This is a genomic window from Pantoea sp. sgz302252 (assembly GCF_042610525.1).
In the GTDB taxonomy this organism is placed as follows: Bacteria; Pseudomonadota; Gammaproteobacteria; order Enterobacterales; family Enterobacteriaceae; genus Erwinia.
Genome location: NZ_JBHDVM010000010.1, coordinates 146,335 through 165,106 on the forward strand (window position 1 = coordinate 146,335; position 18,772 = coordinate 165,106).

An 18,772-nucleotide genomic window follows, 5' to 3' on the forward strand; every position below is an offset into this window, starting at 1 on the left:
TGTACAATAATGCGCCCCTGCTTAAGCGGGGGCGTTTTATTTATACACCTTTAACCCCCAGCGCCATAACGTGTAACAACGAGGCCAGAGAAAATTATGTCTGAACAAATTGTGACTCCGTCGTCCGTCGCCATCGCCACGCCAAAAAAAGAAAAAATCAACCTGCTCGATCTCAACCGTCAGCAAATGCGCGAGTTTTTCGTCAGCTTAGGTGAAAAGCCTTTCCGCGCCGATCAGGTGATGAAGTGGATCTATCACTACTGCTGTGATGATTTCGATGAAATGACCGACATCAACAAAGTTTTTCGCGGCAAGCTGAAAGAGCTGGCCGAGATCCGCGCGCCGGAAGTAGCAGAAGAGCAGCGCTCGGCGGACGGCACCATAAAATGGGCCATCACCGTCGGCGGCCAGCAGGTAGAAACCGTCTACATTCCCGAAAAAGATCGCGCCACGCTGTGCGTCTCTTCGCAGGTCGGCTGCGCGCTGGAGTGCAAATTCTGTTCGACCGCGCAGCAGGGTTTTAACCGCAACCTGCGCGTATCAGAAATTATTGGTCAGGTCTGGCGCGCCGCTAAAATTATCGGTGCCTCTAAAGTCACCGGCCAGCGGCCTATTACCAACGTGGTAATGATGGGCATGGGCGAGCCGCTGCTGAACCTGAACAACGTAGTACCGGCAATGGAAATCATGCTGGATGACTTCGGCTTTGGGCTTTCCAAGCGCCGCGTAACGCTTTCTACTTCCGGCGTAGTACCAGCGCTGGATAAGCTGGGCGATATGATTGACGTAGCGCTGGCTATCTCGCTGCACGCGCCTAACGACGTCATCCGCGACGAAATCGTGCCGATCAACAAAAAGTACAATATCGAAACCTTCCTGGCTTCGGTGGCTCGTTACATCACCAAATCCAACGCCAATCAGGGCCGAGTGACTATCGAATACGTCATGCTGGATCACGTCAACGACAGTACTGACAATGCGCATGAGCTGGCCGCGCTGCTGAAAGATACGCCGTGCAAAATCAACCTGATCCCATGGAACCCCTTCCCGGGCGCGCCTTATGGCCGTAGTTCGAACAGCCGCATCGATCGTTTCTCTAAAGTGTTGATGGATTATGGTTTTACCACTATTGTGCGTAAGACCCGTGGCGATGATATTGATGCCGCCTGCGGCCAGTTGGCTGGCGAGGTCATCGACCGCACGCGCCGCACCATGCGCAAAAAAATGGCTGGCGAAGCGATTTCTGTGAAAGCGCTCTGAAACCCGGCAGCGCGGCTTGTTCCCTGAGCCAAAGGGCGTAACATCGCTTCCGTTAAGGAGGCGATTATGGCTAAGGGATTACTACTCTGGCTGGCCGCGCTGCTGCTTGCGGGCTGCGGCCAGACGGCACCGCGCAGCGAGCTGGCCGCAACAAAGCTACAATTAGGCCTGGCCTGGCTGGCGCAGAACGAACCGGCGGCGGCAGAGCGCAATCTGCGCCAGTCGCTGGCGCTGGCACCCAATGATTATCGCGGCTGGCTGGCTATGGCCCGCTATTTTCAGCAAACGGGCGACCAGGCTGGCGCGCTAAAGAGCTACCGTAAAGCGGTGGCGCTGGCAGAACAAAACCGTGACGTAATCAATAATTACGGTGCGTTTCTCTGTCTTTTAGGGCAGTATGATGCGGCCCAGCAGCAGTTCGGCAAGGCCGCCGCTTTGCCGGGACGCGCCGATGCGGTGGAAAACGCTGGCTATTGCTATCTCAGGGCAGGCGAGCCGCAGAAGGCGAAAGCGGCGTTGCTGGAAGCGACGCGGAACGATGCGGAAAAGGGCGCCGCGCTGCTGGCGGAAGCCGAAAGGCGATTTGGAAAGAACGAGCGCGATTCGTCGCGGCTCCTGTTAGATGTTTATCAACACAACTTTGCCCCTTCGGCGCAGAGCTTGTGGTTAGAGATTCGCTTCGCCGCGCAGGCAGGGCATCCGGAGAGCATCCGGCTTGCCGGGGAACAGCTGGCGCGAAATTTTCCACAATCGATACAGTACCTGCATTTTTTAGCTAATGAATACTGAAGCCACTCAAGATAAATCAGCAGTAAATTCAACAGGCGAGCGCCTGCGCATGGCCCGTGAGCAGATGGGCCTCTCTCAGCAGAACGTTGCGGAGCGCCTTTGCCTGAAACTTTCCACCGTCCGCGACATTGAAGAGGACAAGGCGCCTGCGGATCTGGCGTCAACCTTCCTGCGTGGCTATATCCGTTCCTATGCCCGGCTGGTACATGTACCGGAAGAAGAGCTGCTGCCGATGATGGCGAAACAGGCGCCGGTGCGGGCCGCCAAAGTCGAACCGATGCAGAGCTTTTCGCTGGGCAAACGCCGTAAAAAGCGTGATGGCTGGCTAATGATTTTCACCTGGCTGGTGCTGTTTGTGGTCGTCGGGCTGACCGGTGCCTGGTGGTGGCAGAACCACAAGGCGGCGCAGGACGATCTGGTTTCTATGGCCGATCAGAATGCGGGCGCGAGCGACAGCAATGGTCAGTCAATCCCTTTAACCGACAGCGGCGCGGATAGCGCGCAGCAGTCGGATGCGTCACCAGTAGACAGCCTGCCTGTGCGCAGCGCGCCAGCAGAAAGCGCAGCGGAGACGGCTCAGCCAGCCGCTGCGGCTAATCCAGCCGCAGCCAGCCCGGCAGCGCCAGCAGAAAGCGCGGCACCCGTGGCCGTTTCGCCTTCGCAGGCGCCGCAGGAAAGCGCAAGCCAGATGCCAACGGCCGCCGCGGGCGTCAGCCCGGCTGCCGATGCCAACGCGCTGGTGATGAACTTCAGTAAAGATTGCTGGCTGGAAGTCAGCGATGCGACCGGCAAAAAACTGTTCAGCGGGATCCAGCGCAGCGGTGGTAAACTCAACCTTACCGGCAAAACGCCATATCGCCTGAAGATTGGCGCGCCGGGCGCAGTCCAGATCCAATACCAGGGCCAGCCGGTCGATCTGAGTCGTTTTATCCGTACCAACCAGGTTGCCCGCCTGACAGTCGGTGCGCAATAACGCATCTTCTGGTCGCGAGTAATTCCGGAGAAAGAATATGCATAACGAAGCACCCATTATCCGTCGCAAATCAAAGCGCATTTACGTCGGCAAGGTGCCGGTGGGCGACGGCGCGCCTATTGCCGTCCAGTCCATGACCAATACGCGAACCACGGACGTGGCCGCGACGGTCAACCAAATCAAAGCGCTGGAGCGCGTCGGCGTAGATATCGTCCGCGTCTCTGTTCCGACTATGGATGCCGCTGAAGCCTTCCGCGCGATCAAACAGCAGGTTAACGTCCCGTTAGTCGCCGATATCCATTTCGACTACCGCATCGCGCTGAAAGTCGCCGAGTACGGCGTTGACTGCCTGCGCATCAACCCGGGCAACATCGGCAACGAAGAGCGTATCCGCCAGGTCGTTGACTGCGCGCGCTATAACAACATTCCTATCCGCATCGGCGTAAACGCCGGCTCGCTGGAAAAAGATCTGCAGGAAAAGTATGGCGAGCCGACGCCGCAGGCGCTGCTGGAATCCGCCATGCGCCATGTGGATCATCTCGATCGCCTCAACTTTGACCAGTTCAAGGTCAGCGTCAAAGCCTCGGATGTCTTTCTGGCTGTCGAATCCTATCGCCTGCTGGCAAAACAGATCGAGCAGCCGCTGCATCTGGGGATTACGGAAGCAGGCGGCGCGCGCGCTGGCGCGGTAAAGTCCGCTATCGGCCTGGGGCTGCTGCTCTCGGAAGGTATCGGCGATACGCTGCGTATCTCGCTGGCGGCAGATCCGGTCGAAGAGGTAAAAGTCGGTTTCGATATCCTGAAATCGCTGCGTATCCGTTCGCGCGGCATCAACTTTATCGCCTGCCCGACCTGCTCACGCCAGGAGTTCGACGTGATCGGCACCGTTAACGCGCTGGAGCAGCGGCTGGAAGATATCATCACCCCAATGGATGTCTCCATTATCGGTTGCGTGGTGAATGGGCCGGGCGAAGCGTTGGTCTCCACGCTTGGCGTCACCGGCAGCAACAAAAAAAGCGGTTTCTATGAGGACGGCGTGCGCCTGCGCGAGCGTCTGGACAACCACGATATGATCGACCAGCTGGAAGCGCGCATTCGCGCTAAAGCCGCGATGATGGACGAATCCCGTCGTATCGATGTGCAGCAGGTTGAAAAATAAATAACGGCGGGGCGGGCGCGGCCTGGCTTTCGCGGCCCGCCTCCGAAAGGAAAGAAGAGAAAACAGTGGCGAAGAATATTCAGGCAATCCGCGGAATGAACGACTATCTGCCGGTAGACACCGCGGTATGGCAGCGTATCGAACAAACCCTCAAGCAGGTGCTGGCCAGCTATGGCTACAGCGAAATCCGCACGCCGATTGTAGAGCAGACCCCGTTATTCAAGCGCGCTATCGGCGAAGTGACCGATGTAGTCGAAAAAGAGATGTACACCTTTGACGACCGCAACGGCGAAAGCCTGACGCTGCGTCCGGAAGGCACGGCAAGCTGCGTGCGCGCCGGCATCGAGCACGGTCTGCTCTACAATCAGGAGCAGCGCCTGTGGTACATCGGCCCGATGTTCCGCTACGAGCGTCCGCAGAAAGGCCGCTACCGCCAGTTCCACCAGATTGGCGCAGAGGTTTTCGGTCTGCAGGGGCCGGATATCGACGCCGAGCTGATTATGATGACCGCACGCTGGTGGAAAGCGCTGGGCATCGCCGATCACGTTCGTCTGGAGCTGAACTCGATCGGTTCGCTGGAAGCGCGCGCCAACTACCGCGATGCGCTGGTGGCTTTCCTGGAAGAGCACAAAGAAGTGCTGGATGAAGACTGCAAGCGCCGCATGTACAGCAACCCGCTGCGAGTGCTCGACAGCAAAAACCCGGACGTGCAGCAGCTGCTGAACGATGCGCCGGTGCTGGGCGACTATCTCGATACGGAATCCCGCGAGCACTTCGAAGGCCTCTGCCAGCTGTTAGAAGATGCCGGTATCGCCTATAAAGTGAACCAGCGTCTGGTACGCGGCCTGGACTACTACAACCGCACTGTTTTTGAGTGGGTCACCGAGAGCCTGGGCGCGCAGGGTACAGTCTGCGCCGGCGGCCGTTACGATGGCCTGGTAGAACAGCTGGGCGGACGAGCTACGCCAGCCGTAGGTTTTGCCATGGGCATGGAGCGCCTGGTGCTGCTGGTGCAGGCGGTGAATCCGGAATTTGAACCGACGCGCATTGTCGATGTCTATGTTATCGCTTCAGGGGCTGGCGTACAGTCTGCGGCGATGCAGCTGGCGGAAAAACTGCGTGATGCGGATCCCTCGTTGAAGCTAATGACTAACTTCGGCGGCGGCAACTTCAAGAAGCAGTTTGCCCGCGCAGACAAGTGGGGCGCGCGCGTCGCGCTGGTGCTGGGCGAAGAAGAAGTTGCCAACGGCCTGGTAGTCATTAAAGATTTGCGCAACGGCGAGCAGCAGAAGCTGGAGCAGCATGAGGCGGCAGCGACGCTGGCAGCAATGCTGAAGCAGACCGCCGCGATTTAAGGAGAGAGTTGGCGTGGAAGTATATAGCAACGAAAACGAACAGGTCGACGCGCTGAAAAGCTTTTTCGCGCAGAACGGCAAGGCGCTGGCTATCGGCGTTATTATCGGCATCGGCGCGCTGGCGGGCTGGCGCTACTGGAGCAGCCATCAGGACAGCGGCAGCCGTGAAACCTCGGCGGCCTACCAGCAGGTTTCCACCGCGCTGGATAGCAGTAAGCCAGAGACGCTGACGGCGGCGGCAAAGTTTGCCGACAGCAACAGCAATACCTACGGCGCGCTGGCCTCGCTGGATCTGGCGAAGCGCTACGTTGACAACAACGAGCTGGATAAAGCCGCAGCGCAGCTGCAAAACGGGCTGAAAGCCACCAAAGACGCTAACCTCCAGGCGGTGCTTAATCTGCGCCTGGCCCGTGTTCAGCTGCAGCAGAAGCAGCCGGATGCGGCGCTGAAAACCCTGGACGCGGTCAAAGGCGAAGGCTGGACGGCCATTATCGCCGACGTGCGCGGTGAAGCGCTGCTCAGCAAGGGCGACAGCAAAGGCGCTCGTGAAGCCTGGAGTAAAGGCATTGCCTCCAACGCCTCGCCGGCGCTGAAAGAGATGCTGCAGATGAAAATGAACAATTTGCCGGGCTAAAACGGGCTCAAGAGGGATGTCATGGAATTGCGTAAGATACTGCTGCCGGGGCTGATTTCAGTCACGCTGCTCAGCGGATGTTCATGGTTCAGCGGCGAAGAAGACGTGGTCAAAATGTCGCCGCTGCCAAAAGTAGAAAACCAGTTTACCCCGGAAGAGGTCTGGAGCACGTCGGTAGGTGATGGCGTAGGCGATTTCTATTCTAACCTGCATCCGGCCTGGTCAGAAAATACCGTGTACGCTGCCGATCGTTTCGGCATCGTTAAAGCGCTGAACGCAGGCGACGGCAAAGAGCAGTGGAAAGTCGATCTCTCGACCAAAACTGGCTTCTTCTCGAAAAACCTGCCCGCGCTGCTTTCCGGCGGAGTGAGCTATGACGGCGGACATGTCTATGTCGGCAGCGAACGCGGTGAAGTTTACGCGCTGAACAGCAGCGATGGCTCCATTGTGTGGCAGACCAAAGCAGCGGGTGAAGTGCTGTCGCGTCCGGTCGCCAGCGATGGCCTTGTGCTGATCCATACCAGCAACGGCATGCTGCAGGGTCTGGATCAAAACAGCGGCGCGGTAAAATGGACGGTTAACCTGGATGTACCAGCGCTGTCGCTGCGCGGCGAATCAGCGCCAGCGACCGCCTTTGGCGCGGCTATCGTTGGCGGCGATAACGGCCGCGTCAGCGCGGTAATGATGAACCAGGGCCAGATTATCTGGCAGCAGCGTATTTCACAGCCGGGCGGCGCGACGGAAATCGATCGCCTGTCAGATGTCGATACTACGCCAGTTGTGGTAGACGGCGTGGTTTACGCGCTGGCCTATAACGGCAACCTGTCGGCGCTGGATCTGCGTTCGGGCCAGATCATGTGGAAGCGAGAAATTGGTTCCGTAAACAACATGATCGTGGACGCTGGCCGCATCTACCTGGTCGATCAGGACGACCGCGTAGTGGCGCTAAGCACCGATGGCGGCGTAACGCTGTGGCGCCAGAGCGATCTGCTGCACCGCAACCTGACCGCGCCAGTGCTCTATAATGGCTATCTGGTTACCGGCGACAGCGAAGGCTATCTGCACTGGATCAACACCACCGATGGTCGTTTTGTCGCGCAGCAGAAAGTCGACGGTTCCGGTTTCCAGACCGAGCCAGTGGTCGCCAGCGACAAGCTGCTGATTCAGGCGAAAGGCGGCAAGGTTTACGCTTTTACCCGCTAATTAGCTTTTAGCACCGTTTTGCAACGGCTCCTGAATCTTCAGGGGCCGTTTCGTTTTTCTACAGGCGTGGTATCCTCTACGCCTTGAGCCTGCGTCTGCGTCAGCATTTAAGTTGCCAGCGGTCAGGCGTTTAATTTTAGTAATGAGGCTTCAATATGGTACCTGTGGTCGCGCTGGTCGGGCGTCCCAATGTGGGAAAATCAACACTTTTTAACCGTCTTACGCGCACGCGAGATGCGCTGGTAGCGGATTTTCCCGGGCTAACCCGTGACCGTAAGTATGGTCGCGCCGAGGTCGAAGGGCGTGAGTTTATCTGTATCGATACCGGCGGTATCGATGGTACAGAAGAGGGCGTGGAAACGCGCATGGCGGAACAGTCGCTGCTGGCGATTGAAGAAGCCGACGTAGTGCTGTTTATGGTGGATGCGCGCGCCGGGCTGATGCCTGCCGATCAGGCCATCGCCCAACATCTGCGCTCACGCCAGAAACCTACTTTCCTGGTTGCCAATAAAACCGACGGCATGGATCCCGATTCCGCCGTGGTTGATTTTTATTCGCTGGGGCTTGGCGAAATTCATCCGATCGCGGCTTCGCATGGCCGTGGCGTAACAGGTCTGCTGGAGATGGTGCTGCTGCCGTGGATGGATGAAGTGGCACCGCAGGCGGAGCTGACGGAAGAAGAGGAAAACGAAGCCTACTGGGCAGAGCTGGCGGCGAAAGAGAGCGGCGAAGAGCAGGAAGAAGAGGAAGACGACTTCAACCCGCTGGATCTGCCGATCAAACTGGCTATCGTTGGCCGTCCAAACGTGGGTAAGTCAACGCTGACCAACCGTATTCTCGGTGAAGACCGCGTGGTAGTTTACGATATGCCGGGCACCACGCGAGACAGCATCTATATCCCAATGGAGCGCGATGGCCGGGAATACATACTGATCGACACAGCTGGCGTGCGCAAACGCGGAAAAATCACCGAGGCGGTAGAGAAGTTTTCCGTGATCAAAACGCTGCAGGCAATTGAAGACGCCAACGTCGTGATGCTGGTTATCGACGCGCATGAGGGCATCTCCGATCAGGATTTATCGCTGCTGGGCTTTATCCTCAACAGCGGCCGCTCATTGGTGATCGTGGTCAACAAATGGGATGGCCTGTCACAGGAGATCCGTGAGCAGGTCAAAGAGACGCTGGACTTCCGTCTTGGCTTTATCGACTTCGCTCGCGTGCACTTTATCTCTGCTCTGCACGGCAGCGGCGTAGGCAATCTGTTTGAGTCGGTCACCGAGGCTTACGACTGCTCAACCCGCCGTGTTAACACTTCCATGCTGACCCGTATCATGAATATGGCGGCCGACGATCACCAGCCGCCGCTGGTGCGTGGGCGCAGGGTGAAGCTGAAGTATGCGCACGCTGGCGGCTACAACCCGCCGATTGTGGTGATCCACGGCAACCAGGTCAAAGACTTGCCGGACTCCTACAAGCGCTACCTGATGAACTACTTCCGCCGTTCGCTGGAGGTCATGGGGACGCCTATCCGCATCCAGTTCAAGGAAGGCGAGAACCCGTTTGCCGGTAAACGCAACCTGCTGACGCCAAACCAGCAGCGCAAGCGCAAGCGTCTGATGAGTCATCTGAAAAAGAATAAACGTTAATCCGCAAGGGGGCCTGATGGCCCCCTTTGTTTTATACTCGTCAAACAGCACAGGAGATCTCTATGAGCGAAAACTGCCCGGTTTGCCAGCATCAACTTATTGCCCAACAGGACGCCTTTCACTGCGTTGAATGCCAGCGTGATTTTGCTGCACAGCCAATCTGCCCCAGCTGCGGACAGTCTCTGCAGGTATTGAAAGCCTGCGGTGCCGTCGACTACTTTTGCCCTAACGGCGATGGTTTAATCTCCAGAAAAAGCGTGATTTTCAAACCGCTCATCGAGTCACTCTAAAAAGATCGGGCTGCTCGCGGCCTGGTGCTTATTTCATCCCCTCGTTGTAAACAAGGTTAATTTAATTAGCCCGGCTTTTATTTTCCCCCGCTTACCCATCGCTAACATATTCATTCTTTAATTACTCTGCTAGTGGCTCCTTTAGCCGCTTTGAACAATTGTGCGCCGTAATTGTTTTTCTACAGTTAAAATTAGGTGGCGGAAATTGTCAGTTATAATTTGAAGTGTGAAGTTTGTTAATTTTCTGTGTAGTTATTTATGAACCGCGTGGTACAATTTTGCCGCCAGCGGCGAAAAGCCCTGAGGCAATTTTGCGCTGGCGCAGGACGGGCGCGGCCCGTAACGACTTGTTAATAAAAATAGCGACCATAGCCTAATGTTGATTTGCTTCGTCCGGCGCCTGGCTAAAGCGCGCTGAAGCAGCATAAGATTGCGCTAAGGGCCTGTTTTTTCCAGGAGTATCTTTACCATGTCTCAAACAAATGCCCGGTCGCCAAAATGGCTGGGTTTATGGTGCCTTGTGCTGGGCCTGATTTTATTGGCGACCGGCCTGTTCTTTGTTATTGGCGGAGGAAAACTGGTGTCGCTGGGCGGCAGCTGGTACTTCCTGATTGCCGGTATTGTTACCGTGCTTTCCGCCATTCAATTTTTCCGTCGTAAATCCTCCGCCGTAACGCTTTTCGCGCTGGTCTTTATCGGCACGGTAATCTGGGCGTTGCTGGACGTCGGTCTGGATTTCTGGCCGCTGGTGTCGCGCCTGATGACAATTGCTGGCCTGACGCTGCTGGCCGTTATCACGCTGCCCGCGCTGCGCAAGCATGAAGGGAAATCCTCTGCGGCTAAGCCAGCTTATATTTCTGCAGCCGTGCTGGTTGTGGGTATGGTCGCAACCTTCGCGCAAATGTTCCAGCCTCACGCGCCGGTCGCCGATGGTAGCGAACTGCCGCTAACGCCGGTTAATAAGGCGAGCGAGCAGAAAAACTGGGATAACTATGGCAACACGCCGGGCGGTAGCCGCTTCGTAGCGCTGGATCAGATTACGCGCGACAACGTTAAAGATCTTAAAGTTGCCTGGACTTTCCATACGGGCGATATTCCTGACAGCCCGACCGGCAACGGCGCGGAAGATCAGCAAACGCCTCTGCAAGTTGGCGATGTACTTTATCTTTGTACGCCGCACAATAACGTGATTGCTGTTAACGCTGACTCGGGCAAAAAGATCTGGGAACACGTAGTTAACGCGCAGGCGGAAGTCTGGAACCGCTGCCGCGGCCTGGCTTACTTCGATGCCACTAAACCGCTGACTCAGCCTTCCGTACCTGGCTCCACGGCGGTGCCGCAGCCTGCTCTGGCTGCGGGCGATAGCTGCCAGCGTCGCCTGTTGATGAACACCATCGACGCGCGCCTGATGGCTATTAATGCCGACAACGGCGAACTCTGCCAGAACTTCGGCGACCACGGTGTGGTTGACCTGAAAGCGGGCCTGGGCGAAGCGCAGGATCCAAAATACCAGCTGACTTCCGCGCCGACGCTGGCCGGTACTACCGTAGTGGTAGGCGGTCGCGTAGCAGATAACGTACAGACCGATATGCCTGGCGGCGTAATCCGTGGTTTCGACGTTATCACCGGCCAGATGCGCTGGGCGTTTGATACCGGCAACGACGATCCGAACGCCAAACTGCAGCCGGGTCAGAATTACGCCCGCAGCACGCCTAACTCCTGGGCACCGATGTCCTACGACCCGACCATGAATACCGTGTTTATGCCGATGGGTAGCTCTTCGGTGGACCTGTATGGCGCAACGCGTACCGCGCTGAACCATAAATATGGCGCTTCTGTGCTTGCTGTTGACGCCACCACCGGTAAAGAGAAGTGGGTTTATCAGACCGTACATAACGATCTGTGGGACTTTGACCTGCCGATGCAGCCAAGCCTGATCGACTTCCCAATGAAAGACGGCACCAGCAAGCCAGCCGTGGTTATCGGCACCAAAGCGGGCCAGATCTATGTGCTGGATCGCCTGACCGGCAAGCCGCTGACCGAAGTGAAAGAAGTGCCGGTTAAAAGAGGCAATATCCCGAACGAGCAGTACACGCCAACCCAGCCTAAGTCTGTAGGCATGCCGCAGATTGGCGCGGAGACGCTGAAAGAGTCTGATATGTGGGGCGCGACGCCGTTCGACCAGCTCGCCTGCCGCGTGGCCTTTAAATCAATGCGTTACGATGGCCTGTACACCGTGCCGGGCACTGATAAAGCGCTCAGCTTCCCTGGCTCGCTGGGCGGTATGAACTGGGGCAGCCTCTCTACCGATCCAAATAATCACTACATCTTCGTCAACGACATGCGTCTTGGCCTGTGGGTGCAGATGATTCCGGCTAACACTGGCGCTATCGCTCGTGGCAGCAACGGTGGCGAAGCCATCAACACCGGTATGGGCGCGGTGCCGCTGAAAGGCACGCCTTATGCGGTTAACAAAAACCGCTTTATGTCGCCGCTGGGCATCCCTTGCCAGAAGCCGCCTTTCGGTACGCTTTCCGCTATCGACCTGAAAACCCAGAAGCTGGTGTGGCAGGTTCCGGTCGGCACAGTGCAGGATACCGGCCCGTTCGGCATCAAAATGCATGCGCAGATGCCGGTAGGTATGCCAACGCTGGGCGGCACGCTGGCCACGCAGGGCGGCCTGGTGTTTATCGCCGGTACGCAGGATTACTATCTGCGCGCCTTTGACTCCGCAACCGGTAAAGAAGTGTGGAAAGCACGTCTGCCGGTTGGTAGCCAGGGCGGCCCAATCAGCTACAAATCGCCGAAAACAGGCAAGCAGTACATCCTGATTTCTGCGGGCGGCGCGCGTCAGTCCCCGGATCGTGGTGACTACGTGATTGCCTTCTCGCTGGATAAGTAAGCGTAAAAAAGAAGCCCCGCGATTAGCGGGGCTTCAGACTGCTGACAAACCTGAACCCTTCATCAGGACTGCCTCTTTTTACAGCAACACAGCAGCTTGATAGCGGCGGAGGCAGAGCGGATAAGTGGACCGTTTGGCGCAGGGACGCGCCAACCGAGCCATCAGGGACGATTTCACGGCGTGTCCATGTTCCGATCTGCCCCTGCTGCTTTGTCACTGATTTAAAGGCGATAAAGAGTTTGTCATCAACCTCAAGCCCCGTGATTAGCGGGGCTTTTTTTTATCTACTGACCGTCGTGCCAGAGCTGCACCAGTTCAGGCGGTGCCAAATCCTCAGGGATCAGAATCACTATATTGCCTGAATGCTGCTGAGTCGCGTAGGTAATCTCAATACGGTAATAACGTTGATCTCCTCTTCCGGCCCGGCTTTGCTCTCCCGGCGGTTCCCCTAACGGCAACGCCTGTCGCAGCACGCTGCACACATGCTCCCGCTGCGGAGGATCCAACTGTGCCAGCGCAATTCTTTTTGCGGCGGACAGCTTAGGGATAAAAGCAAAACCACCTTCGCGCGCCACGTCAATGACCGCGTCGTCGCTCAGTTCCGGAAGTGAATTCATAATACGCCAACCTCTTTCCAGGCATTTTCAATCGCCTGGCCTACCGATTTATTAAAACGTTTCTGACCGTGATTAACAGTATACTGCGCAAAAGTTTTGAAGTCGGCGTTTTGCGGCAGCGTTTTATCGCATACCGTGTCATACCAGGCGTAGCCCGCCAGCTCCCACGCATAGCCGCCCAGCGCTTTTGCGGCCAGATAGAAAGCGCGGTTAGGAATGCCGGAGTTCAGATGCACGCCGCCGTTATCCTCCCGCGTTTGTATATAGCCTTTCATATCCGCAGGCTGTGGGTCCTTGCCCAGCAAAGGATCGTCGTAGGCCGTGCCGGGAGCCGACATCGAACGCAGCCCCTTGCCGTTAATGCCTTCGGCCAGCAAACCTTCGCCGATAAGCCAGTCTGCCTTATCGGCGGTCTGCTTGCGGCTGAACTGCTTCACCAGCGAACCGAATACGTCCGACAGAGATTCATTCAGCGCGCCCGCCTGTTCGAAGTAGATTAAACCGGCCTCGGTTTCCGTTACGCCGTGCGCCAGCTCATGGCCGACCACATCTAACGCAATGGTAAAGCGGTTAAATATTTCGCCGTCACCGTCGCCGAACACCATCTGCTGCCCGTTCCAGAAAGCGTTTTGATAGCCTTTGCCGTAGTGCACGGTGCCTTTCAGCGTCAGGCCCTGATTATCCAGAGAGTTGCGCTGATACGCCTGCCAAAAGAAATCGTAGGTGACGCCGAGATAATCGTAAGCCTCATTGGCGGCAACGTCGTTATTGCTGGACTGGCCTTCGCTGCGCACCAGCGTGCCGGGAAGATTTTGCGTCTGCTCTGAATCATAGATTTCCCGCTGAACCTTGCCCGGCGCGGCGGTTTTTGCGCCGTCCGGTTTGATCCAGTTTTCCGCCATCAGCGTTTGTACGTGCGCCAGAGTATGACGCGCGCAGCTCTGCTGCTGGCCGGAGCCGTTATCGATGATTTTGCGCAGAATATAGGGAGGAATGACGCCGTAATGCATACCATGCTCCTTGGTCCATCGTAAATGTCCAAAAAGTATAGTGGCTGCATTGCGTACGCGCTTTGTAGCCCGACGTGCTTTTTACCGCCGGGCCGTTTTCGCGCGGGATTTTTTTAGCGGCTTAATGGCGGTGACTTCGCTCTCGACCCAGCCATCGTCCAGCCGTGTTTGCAGCTTGTCGCCAGCCTGAACCTGCGCGGCTTTTTTTACTACAGCGCCATCGGCCACCGTAGTAACGCTGAAGCCGCGCGCCAGCGTTGCCAGCGGACTAACGCCTTCAAGCTGCGCCGCCAGCTCGCCGAAGCGCTGTTTGCTGCCGTTAAGCTGCGACTGCATCGCCTGCTGTAAGCGGTACTGCCACTGTTGCAGCTGTTGCTGCGCGCGATAAAGACGCTGCTGCGGCTGCGTGGCCGCCAGGCGTTGTGCAACTCGTTCCTGCTGACGACTGGCCTGGCGCAGCCGCAGCTGCATGGCATCATCCAGCCTGCGCTGCAGCTTCATCAGCGTAGTTTGCTGGCGGGCCAGTCTTAGCTGAGGGTGCTGCTGCTGAAGACGATGATGCAGCCGCGTAAAGGTGCGGTTCTGCTGAGCAAGATAGTAATCCATCGCCATTTCCAGCCTGGTCTGCTGCGACTGTAGCTGGCGCAGCAGCTCAACCTGATTACGGCTGACCAGCTCGGCCGCTGCCGAAGGCGTTGGCGCGCGCAGATCCGCTACGAAATCCGCGATAGTGACATCGGTTTCATGCCCAACGGCGCTAACGATAGCGATACGACTGGCGAAAATTGCTCTTGCCACGCGCTCGTCGTTAAAGCTCCATAAATCTTCCAGCGAGCCGCCGCCGCGTCCGACGATCAGCACATCACATTCTGCACGCTGGTTCGCCACCTCAATGGCCCGCACTATGCTGGCAGGTGCATCTACGCCCTGAACCGGAGTAGGGTAGATCACTACGGGCAGAGAAGGATCGCGACGATGCAGGATACGCAGAATATCGTGCAGCGCCGCACCGGTTGAAGAAGTGATTACACCAACCTGGCGCGCCGGATCCGGCAGGGGCTGCTTGTGAATCTGTTCAAACAAACCTTCGTTCGCCAGCTTCTGCTTGAGCTGCTCGAACTGCTGTTGCAGCAGGCCATCGCCCGCAGGCTGCATGCTCTCTGCTATTAGCTGATAGTCGCCGCGCGGCTCGTAAAGGGTAATGCTGGCTCTGACCAGCACCTGCTGTCCGTTTTGCGGACGAAAGGTAACGCGGCGGTTGCTGTTGCGGAACATTGCGCAGCGCACCTGGGCGCCGTCATCTTTCAGCGTGAAATACCAGTGGCCGGAAGAGGGCTGGGAGAAATTCGAGATCTCGGCGCTCAGCCAGACCTGGCCCATCTCCATTTCCAGCAGCTTGCGCACCGTGGTGTTCAGGCGGCTGACGGTAAAAATATTGGCGGTTGGCGGTAGCGACATGTGATAGAGATCAAATTTCAAATCAGAGGGTTAATTAACCGATACTACATGCCTTACCAGAGGGATCAAGAGTTTTTCGTAAATAATGCTGGAGGCAATCGATTACGCCCTGTATAATGCCGCGGCAATATTTTACAAGTTCTCATTCACCCTGAGGTTGAGATATTGCCATGCTAAGAATCGCTAAAGAAGCCCTGACATTTGACGACGTTCTGCTCGTTCCTGCTCACTCCACTGTTTTGCCTAATACGGCCGACCTCAGTACCCAGCTTACTAAAACTATTCGCCTGAACATTCCTATGCTCTCTGCGGCTATGGATACCGTGACCGAAGCGGGCATGGCCATTGCGCTGGCACAGGAAGGCGGCCTGGGCTTTATCCACAAGAACATGTCCATCGAACGCCAGGCGGAAGAAGTTCGCAAGGTGAAAAAACACGAAAGCGGCGTGGTTACCGATCCGCAGACCGTGCTGCCAACCACCGCGCTGAGCGATGTCAAAGCCCTGACCGAACGTAACGGCTTTGCAGGCTATCCGGTAGTTAACAGCGAAAACGAACTGGTTGGTATTATCACCGGCCGCGACGTGCGTTTCGTTACCGACCTGAGCCTGCCGGTTTCCGCCGTAATGACCCCGAAAGAGCGTCTGGTTACCGTACGCGAAGGCGAAGCGCGTGAAGTCGTGCTGCAGAAGATGCATGAAAAACGTATCGAGAAAGCGCTGGTAGTAGACGACGCTTTCCATCTGCTGGGCATGATCACCGTAAAAGATTTTCAGAAAGCCGAACGTAAGCCTAACGCCTGTAAAGACCAGCAGGGCCGTCTGCGTGTTGGCGCGGCAGTTGGTGCAGGCGCAGGCAACGAAGAGCGCGTGGATGCGCTGGTCGCGGCTGGCGTTGACGTACTGCTGATTGACTCCTCACACGGCCACTCCGAAGGCGTATTGCAGCGTATCCGCGAAACTCGCGCGAAATATCCTGACCTGCAAATCGTCGGCGGTAACGTAGCGACCGGCGCTGGCGCACTGGCGCTGGCGGAAGCAGGCGTGAGCGCGGTGAAAGTAGGTATTGGCCCAGGCTCTATTTGTACTACCCGTATCGTTACCGGCGTAGGCGTTCCACAGATTACTGCTGTTTCCGATGCGGTTGCCGCGCTGGAAGGCACCGGCATTCCTGTTATCGCCGATGGCGGCATCCGTTTCTCTGGCGACATCGCTAAAGCAATCGCCGCTGGCGCAAGCGCGGTAATGGTTGGTTCAATGCTGGCCGGTACCGAAGAATCTCCGGGCGAAATCGAACTCTACCAGGGCCGCTCTTTCAAATCCTACCGTGGTATGGGCTCGCTGGGCGCGATGTCTAAAGGCTCTTCCGACCGTTATTTCCAGACCGACAACGCGGCGGATAAGCTGGTACCGGAAGGTATCGAAGGCCGCGTAGCCTATAAGGGCCGCCTGAAAGAGATCGTGCACCAGCAGATGGGCGGCCTGCGCTCCTGCATGGGCCTGACCGGCTGTGGCACCATCGAAGCGCTGCGCACTAAAGCAGAATTCGTTCGCATCAGCGGCGCAGGCATTACGGAAAGCCACGTGCATGACGTAACCATCACCAAAGAGTCGCCAAACTACCGCATGGGTTCCTGATAACCCGGCCATGATGCCCGGCGCTGGCCGGGCATGTTACCTAATCCCTGTATTTGTTTATCGCTCTGGAATAGCCCAATGACCACGGAAAATATCCATAAACACCGCATCCTGATCCTTGATTTCGGCTCGCAGTATACGCAGCTGGTTGCACGCCGCGTGCGCGAGCTGGGCGTATATTGCGAACTTTGGGCATGGGACGTCACCGAAGAGCAGATCCGCCAGTTTAATCCCAACGGCATCATTCTTTCCGGCGGCCCGGAAAGCACCACGGCGAACAACAGCCCGCGTGCGCCGGAATACGTTTTCAACGCTGGCGTGCCGGTATTCGGCGTCTGCTACGGCATGCAGACTATGGCGCTGCAGCTTGGCGGCAAAGTGGAAGGCTCCAGCGAGCGCGAGTTCGGTTATGCGCAGGTAGAAATCAATGTGGAAAGCGCGCTGACGCGCGGCATCGAAGATTCTCTGAGCGCGGATGGCAAGCCGCTGCTGGATGTCTGGATGAGCCATGGCGATAAAGTCACCGCCATCCCGTCCGATTTCGTGACCGTTGCCAGCACCGAAACCTGCCCGTTTGCCATTATGGCTAACGAAGAAAAGCGCCTGTACGGCGTGCAGTTCCACCCGGAAGTCACTCATACCCGTCAGGGCCAGCGCATGCTGGAACGTTTTGTGCTGGAAATCTGCCAGTGCGAGGCGCTGTGGACGCCAGCAAAAATCATTGAGGACGCCGTTGAGCGCCTGCGCGTGCAGGTTGGCAACGACAAAGTGATCCTGGGCCTCTCCGGCGGCGTGGACTCTTCCGTGACCGCTATGTTGCTGCATCGCGCCATCGGCGATCGCCTGACCTGCGTATTCGTGGACAACGGGCTGCTGCGCCTGAACGAAGCGGAGCAGGTGATGGAGATGTTTGGCGATCACTTCGGTCTGAACATCATTCACGTCGAAGGCGAGCAGCGTTTCCTGGACGCGCTGGCAGGCGTGGACGAGCCGGAAGCCAAGCGTAAAATCATTGGCCGCGTGTTCGTGGAAGTGTTCGACGAAGAAGCGCTGAAGTTGCAGGACGTGAAATGGCTGGCGCAGGGCACCATCTATCCGGATGTCATTGAATCCGCCGCTTCCGCTACCGGCAAAGCGCACGTGATCAAGTCGCACCACAACGTGGGCGGCCTGCCGAAAGAAATGAAGATGGGCCTGGTCGAGCCGCTGCGCGAACTGTTTAAAGACGAAGTACGCAAAATTGGTCTGGAGCTTGGCCTGCCGTACAACATGCTTTACCGTCACCCGTTCCCTGGTCCAGGTTTAGGCGTGCGCGTACTGGGCGAAGTGAAAAAAGAGTACTGCGACCTGCTGCGTCGTGCCGATGCCATCTTTATCGAAGAGCTGCATAAAGCCGACCTGTACAACAAGGTAAGCCAGGCGTTCACCGTGTTCCTGCCAGTGCGTTCCGTGGGCGTAATGGGCGATGGCCGTAAATACGACTGGGTTGTCTCATTGCGCGCAGTGGAAACCATCGACTTTATGACCGCGCACTGGGCGCACCTGCCGTATGAGTTCCTCGGCCGCGTCTCCAACCGCATCATCAACGAAATCGACGGTATCTCCCGCGTGGTTTACGATATTTCCGGTAAGCCACCTGCCACGATTGAGTGGGAATAAGGCAATAACCCCTTTGCACTAACCCCAACCTTAAAAAAGCTCTGCCAGGCGGCGGAGCTTTTTCCATCCTGAACCAACATTTTTCTGCAAATTGTCTGCGTTACATTTCGCTTTACGAGCAGCCTCGCAACGCTTAAACAAAGAGCGTAACAGCCAGCCCGGATGCTTTCCATCTGTGCT

The 18,772-nt window shown here is 57.0% G+C and carries 15 protein-coding genes; 12 read left to right on the plus strand and 3 right to left on the minus strand.

From position 1 onward, the window contains the following. The first annotated feature begins 96 nt into the window (after positions 1–96). From ACETPC_RS17840 to ACETPC_RS17885, 10 genes are all read left to right on the plus strand, one after another. Positions 97–1,260, plus strand: coding sequence for a bifunctional tRNA (adenosine(37)-C2)-methyltransferase TrmG/ribosomal RNA large subunit methyltransferase RlmN (locus ACETPC_RS17840; RefSeq protein WP_380183653.1), 1,164 nt, complete (start codon positions 97–99; stop codon positions 1,258–1,260). 66 nt (positions 1,261–1,326) lie between these two features. Further along, positions 1,327–2,049 carry a type IV pilus biogenesis/stability protein PilW gene (gene pilW, locus ACETPC_RS17845; protein WP_380183655.1) on the plus strand — a complete coding sequence of 241 codons (723 nt, stop codon included), beginning with the start codon at positions 1,327–1,329 and terminating at the stop codon, positions 2,047–2,049. Continuing rightward, positions 2,039–3,022: a cytoskeleton protein RodZ gene (gene rodZ / locus ACETPC_RS17850; protein ID WP_380183657.1), complete on the plus strand. Its 984-nt coding sequence runs from the start codon at positions 2,039–2,041 to the stop codon at positions 3,020–3,022. The genes pilW and rodZ overlap by 11 nt, the downstream gene beginning before the upstream one ends. A gap of 37 nt (positions 3,023–3,059) precedes the next feature. Beyond that, the gene (gene ispG, locus ACETPC_RS17855) at positions 3,060–4,181 is read left to right on the plus strand and encodes a flavodoxin-dependent (E)-4-hydroxy-3-methylbut-2-enyl-diphosphate synthase (protein WP_380183659.1); all 1,122 of its coding nucleotides are present in this window, start codon (positions 3,060–3,062) and stop codon (positions 4,179–4,181) included. Positions 4,182–4,246: 65 nt separating this feature from the next. Beyond that, a complete protein-coding gene (gene hisS / locus ACETPC_RS17860; protein ID WP_380183661.1) occupies positions 4,247–5,536 on the plus strand; it encodes a histidine--tRNA ligase in 1,290 nt (429 codons plus the stop codon). 13 nt (positions 5,537–5,549) lie between these two features. Further along, a complete protein-coding gene (locus ACETPC_RS17865; RefSeq protein WP_380183663.1) occupies positions 5,550–6,170 on the plus strand; it encodes a YfgM family protein in 621 nt (206 codons plus the stop codon). Between the two features lie 21 nt (positions 6,171–6,191). Next, positions 6,192–7,373, plus strand: coding sequence for an outer membrane protein assembly factor BamB (gene bamB, locus ACETPC_RS17870; RefSeq protein WP_380183665.1), 1,182 nt, complete (start codon positions 6,192–6,194; stop codon positions 7,371–7,373). A 155-nt stretch (positions 7,374–7,528) separates the two neighbouring features. After that, entirely contained in the window at positions 7,529–9,019 is a 1,491-nt protein-coding gene (gene der, locus ACETPC_RS17875) for a ribosome biogenesis GTPase Der (RefSeq protein WP_380183667.1), read from the plus strand. 62 nt (positions 9,020–9,081) lie between these two features. Beyond that, positions 9,082–9,309 carry a zinc ribbon domain-containing protein gene (locus ACETPC_RS17880; protein WP_380183669.1) on the plus strand — a complete coding sequence of 76 codons (228 nt, stop codon included), beginning with the start codon at positions 9,082–9,084 and terminating at the stop codon, positions 9,307–9,309. A gap of 469 nt (positions 9,310–9,778) precedes the next feature. Next, positions 9,779–12,211: a glucose/quinate/shikimate family membrane-bound PQQ-dependent dehydrogenase gene (locus ACETPC_RS17885; RefSeq protein WP_380183671.1), complete on the plus strand. Its 2,433-nt coding sequence runs from the start codon at positions 9,779–9,781 to the stop codon at positions 12,209–12,211. Positions 12,212–12,495: 284 nt separating this feature from the next. Here ACETPC_RS17885 and ACETPC_RS17890 read toward each other — a convergent pair whose 3' ends face one another. The 3 genes from ACETPC_RS17890 to xseA all read right to left on the minus strand — a co-directional run bounded on the left by ACETPC_RS17890 (position 12,496) and on the right by xseA (position 15,296). Then, positions 12,496–12,828 carry a protealysin inhibitor emfourin gene (locus tag ACETPC_RS17890; RefSeq protein WP_380183673.1) on the minus strand — a complete coding sequence of 111 codons (333 nt, stop codon included), beginning with the start codon at positions 12,826–12,828 and terminating at the stop codon, positions 12,496–12,498. Continuing rightward, positions 12,825–13,838, minus strand: a complete 1,014-nt coding sequence (locus ACETPC_RS17895) for a M4 family metallopeptidase (protein WP_380183675.1) — start codon at positions 13,836–13,838, stop codon at positions 12,825–12,827. The genes ACETPC_RS17890 and ACETPC_RS17895 overlap by 4 nt, the downstream gene beginning before the upstream one ends. A gap of 81 nt (positions 13,839–13,919) precedes the next feature. Further along, positions 13,920–15,296: an exodeoxyribonuclease VII large subunit gene (gene xseA / locus ACETPC_RS17900; protein ID WP_380183677.1), complete on the minus strand. Its 1,377-nt coding sequence runs from the start codon at positions 15,294–15,296 to the stop codon at positions 13,920–13,922. Between the two features lie 170 nt (positions 15,297–15,466). Here xseA and guaB point away from each other — a divergent pair, with 170 nt between their 5' ends. Both guaB and guaA read left to right on the plus strand, forming a co-directional pair. After that, a complete protein-coding gene (gene guaB, locus ACETPC_RS17905; RefSeq protein ID WP_380183679.1) occupies positions 15,467–16,933 on the plus strand; it encodes an IMP dehydrogenase in 1,467 nt (488 codons plus the stop codon). A 78-nt stretch (positions 16,934–17,011) separates the two neighbouring features. After that, a complete protein-coding gene (gene guaA / locus ACETPC_RS17910) occupies positions 17,012–18,592 on the plus strand; it encodes a glutamine-hydrolyzing GMP synthase (RefSeq protein WP_380183681.1) in 1,581 nt (526 codons plus the stop codon). The last annotated feature ends 180 nt before the right edge of the window (positions 18,593–18,772 follow it).

Bases quoted from the DNA above. Each gene is read 5' to 3' on its own strand.
- guaA (WP_380183681.1), top strand. From the start codon at position 17,012: ATGACCACGGAAAATATCCATAAACACCGCATCCTGATCCTTGATTTC.
- ACETPC_RS17840 (WP_380183653.1), top strand. From the start codon at position 97: ATGTCTGAACAAATTGTGACTCCGTCGTCCGTCGCCATCGCCACGCCA.
- bamB (WP_380183665.1), top strand. From the start codon at position 6,192: ATGGAATTGCGTAAGATACTGCTGCCGGGGCTGATTTCAGTCACGCTG.
- pilW (WP_380183655.1), top strand. From the start codon at position 1,327: ATGGCTAAGGGATTACTACTCTGGCTGGCCGCGCTGCTGCTTGCGGGC.
- xseA (WP_380183677.1), bottom strand. From the start codon at position 15,296: ATGTCGCTACCGCCAACCGCCAATATTTTTACCGTCAGCCGCCTGAAC.
- der (WP_380183667.1), top strand. From the start codon at position 7,529: ATGGTACCTGTGGTCGCGCTGGTCGGGCGTCCCAATGTGGGAAAATCA.
- ispG (WP_380183659.1), top strand. From the start codon at position 3,060: ATGCATAACGAAGCACCCATTATCCGTCGCAAATCAAAGCGCATTTAC.
- guaB (WP_380183679.1), top strand. From the start codon at position 15,467: ATGCTAAGAATCGCTAAAGAAGCCCTGACATTTGACGACGTTCTGCTC.
- ACETPC_RS17880 (WP_380183669.1), top strand. From the start codon at position 9,082: ATGAGCGAAAACTGCCCGGTTTGCCAGCATCAACTTATTGCCCAACAG.
- ACETPC_RS17895 (WP_380183675.1), bottom strand. From the start codon at position 13,838: ATGCATTACGGCGTCATTCCTCCCTATATTCTGCGCAAAATCATCGAT.
- ACETPC_RS17890 (WP_380183673.1), bottom strand. From the start codon at position 12,828: ATGAATTCACTTCCGGAACTGAGCGACGACGCGGTCATTGACGTGGCG.
- rodZ (WP_380183657.1), top strand. From the start codon at position 2,039: ATGAATACTGAAGCCACTCAAGATAAATCAGCAGTAAATTCAACAGGC.
- ACETPC_RS17885 (WP_380183671.1), top strand. From the start codon at position 9,779: ATGTCTCAAACAAATGCCCGGTCGCCAAAATGGCTGGGTTTATGGTGC.